This window comes from Streptomyces pseudogriseolus, from assembly GCA_002154585.1.
Lineage (GTDB): Bacteria > Actinomycetota > Actinomycetes > Streptomycetales > Streptomycetaceae > Streptomyces > Streptomyces pseudogriseolus.
This window is the reverse complement of sequence record MUNG01000030.1, coordinates 19,201-19,423: the sequence shown is the minus strand read 5'-3', so window position 1 is coordinate 19,423 and position 223 is coordinate 19,201. Positions and strand designations below refer to the sequence as shown.

The window sequence follows — 223 nt, the reverse complement described above, 5'->3', positions numbered from 1 at the left end:
TCGCCGAACATCATCTCCACGATCGCCTGGTCGCCCGCGAGCGCCAGACCGCCCGCCACGCCGGTGATGCCCGCCTCGCTGATCGGGGTGGAGAGCACCCGGTCCGGGTGGCAGGCCGACAGGCCGCGGGTCACCTTGAAGGCGCCGCCGTACGGGTCGCGGACGTCCTCGCCGAGCAGATGCAGTGAGGTTCGTTCCTCGAACAGGCGGTGCAGGGCCGCGT

Annotated in this window: 1 pseudogene; it reads right to left on the bottom strand. The window is 71.7% G+C overall.

The features are described 5' to 3' along the window. Positions 1–223 (bottom strand): annotated as a pseudogene (locus tag CCN29_RS04395) (alpha-ketoacid dehydrogenase subunit beta); the annotation flags it as partial.